The 2,347-nt window shown below is 38.4% G+C and carries 2 protein-coding genes; one reads left to right on the top strand and one right to left on the bottom strand.

Annotated features, from left to right (window positions below):
* Window positions 1-1,175 (top strand): TonB-dependent receptor plug domain-containing protein (locus ACOVO2_RS04630; RefSeq protein WP_421768839.1); only part of this gene is annotated, 1,175 nt, incomplete at its 5' end.
* A gap of 195 nt (window positions 1,176-1,370) precedes the next feature.
* Here ACOVO2_RS04630 and ACOVO2_RS04635 read toward each other — a convergent pair.
* Entirely contained in the window at window positions 1,371-2,183 is an 813-nt protein-coding gene (locus ACOVO2_RS04635) for a purine-nucleoside phosphorylase (RefSeq protein WP_421768840.1), read from the bottom strand.
* Window positions 2,184-2,347 lie beyond the last annotated feature (164 nt).

Genomic DNA, 2,347 nt, shown 5'->3' on the forward strand with positions numbered 1-2,347 from the left:
AAGTTTTTGCTGGTTTCTTCCCGAAAGATGCTGGTACCTTCAGCCGAAATAGCTACGCATTCTATTCAGACGTGGAGCTTGATGTAACAAAAGCATGGGTGGTTTCGGGGGCATTGAGATTGGAAAAATACTCAAACTTTACTCAAACGCCTTTGAACTTCAAATTTGCTACACGCTATAAATTAACTGACAAAATTGCCATTCGTGGAGCAGTTAGTACAGGTTTTAGAGCTCCTTCGTTGCAGCAAAGCTATTATTCAAAAACAAATACTTTGTTTGTTACAATTAATGGCGTACAGACACCAGTTGAAAGTGCGACCCTACCAAATAATAGCAGAGCAGCTGCAATTTTGGGTATTCCTACGCTCAAACCAGAAACCTCTACCAATTATAGCTTAGGTGCTACGGCTCAATTAGGTAAATTAGAATTAACGGTTGATGCTTATCAGATTGCTATCAAAGACCGCATTATCTTAACTAATAACTTTACGGCCAATGGTGATGCCAATCTTGCAGCACAATTGACAGCTGTGGGTGCTAATACTGCTAACTTCTTTACTAATGCTATTGATACTCGTTCGAGAGGATTAGAGGCAGTAGCGGCTTACAGCACTAAAATTGGTAAGCATGGTATTAAATTTACCTTAGCTGGAGCATTTATTGATAATGAGGTAATCAAAGGTAGCGATGGTAAGCCAGCAATTAAGGCTTCTGAAACCCTCATCAAAAGTGGTCAGTTAGCTAATTATTTTAACCGTGAAGACCAAAGCCGCATCGAGGTAGCCAGCCCTCGCAATAAAATTACGGGAACAATCAACTATAAATTAGGTAAATTTGGTGCGATGGTTCGTATGGTACATTTTGGTGAAGTAGTTTATTTAGACCCAACAATCATTACAGAAGCTAATTTTGTGGTTAATGCTTTCAACAATAACACGCGTGAAACTTTAGACCAAACTTTTACACCAAAAACTACCACCGATTTAACGCTAAATTACCAAATTCATAAAGCAGCAAACATTGCGATTGGTGCGAATAACATTTTTGATGTTTATCAAGACGTACATAAACACTCAGGCAATATGTCTTTGGGTCGTTTTGTCTATTCACGTCGTGTGCAACAAATGGGCTTCAATGGTCGATTTGTGTTCGCTCGTGTCAATTTCAGTTTTTAAAAATTAGTAACTGAGTATAAGTAAAAAGCCCTTTGAGTGATAAACTTCAAAGGGCTTTTTTTATGGTTTTTTATGAATTTACTGGGTTTTGTAGTGTAAAAAGAACGTCGGCAGGGTTTTGAACCCTGCTGACGTTAATACTCTCAATAACTTCATTTAAAACCTTTCTTGTTTAATGAACTACCGACACTACCCCTACAAACTCCCAATCAATTCCTTGATAATCAGTGTCATGTTTGGTTCGGCTTTGAAAGCTGCCGCTAAAATATTTTCGATTTCGGCTTTTTTGAGTGTTTCTGGAATACACATATCAGTAATAACCGAAATTCCGAAAACTGGTAAGCCCATCTGACGTGCCACTATCACCTCTGGCACTGTACTCATTCCTACGGCATCTGCTCCGAGATTTCTGAGCAATCTATATTCGGCTTTGGTTTCGAGCTGTGGGCCTGTTACGCTCACGTACGTACCGCTGTGTACGCCCTCAATATCATTTTGAGTAGCAATGAGTTTTGCCTTTTCAATCATTTCCAAATCATACGGCTCGCTCATATCGGGAAATCTATCGCCCATGATATTAGCCCCAACTAACGGATTTTCGGGTAGAAACAAAGCAATGTGGTCTTCGATAATCATTAAATCACTTTCATGATACATCGGATTCATTCCACCAGAGGCATTCGACACAAATAATCGTTCGATTCCGAGCATTTTCATCACTCTTACCGGAAACGTCACTTGTTTCATGGTATAACCTTCGTAATAGTGAAAACGCCCCTGCATACAAACTACATTTTTTCCTTCGAGTTTACCAAAAAGTAATTTTCCAGTATGAAATTCGACAGTTGCGATAGGAAAATGAGGAATATCTTCGTAATTGATTGTATGAACAACTTCGATTTCGGTGGTGAGTTTACCGAGCCCTGTACCGAGTATAATACCAAATTGTGGCTTAAAGTCGCCGATGATTGATTGAATATAAGCAGTTGCTTCGTTGATATGTAGCATATTTTTTATTTAGGAATGACGATTAAGTATTTTTCTTTGTGATTTACTTTTAAATATACGAAACTTTTCAGAAAACAGCCGACACAAACACAAAAAAGCATGACCTTGTGAGTCATGCTTCTTATCAATACCTTTCAGTAAATTTCAGCGAATTATAACGCTAA

It is taken from the genome of Emticicia sp. (assembly GCF_049241225.1).
GTDB lineage: Bacteria > Bacteroidota > Bacteroidia > Cytophagales > Spirosomataceae > Emticicia.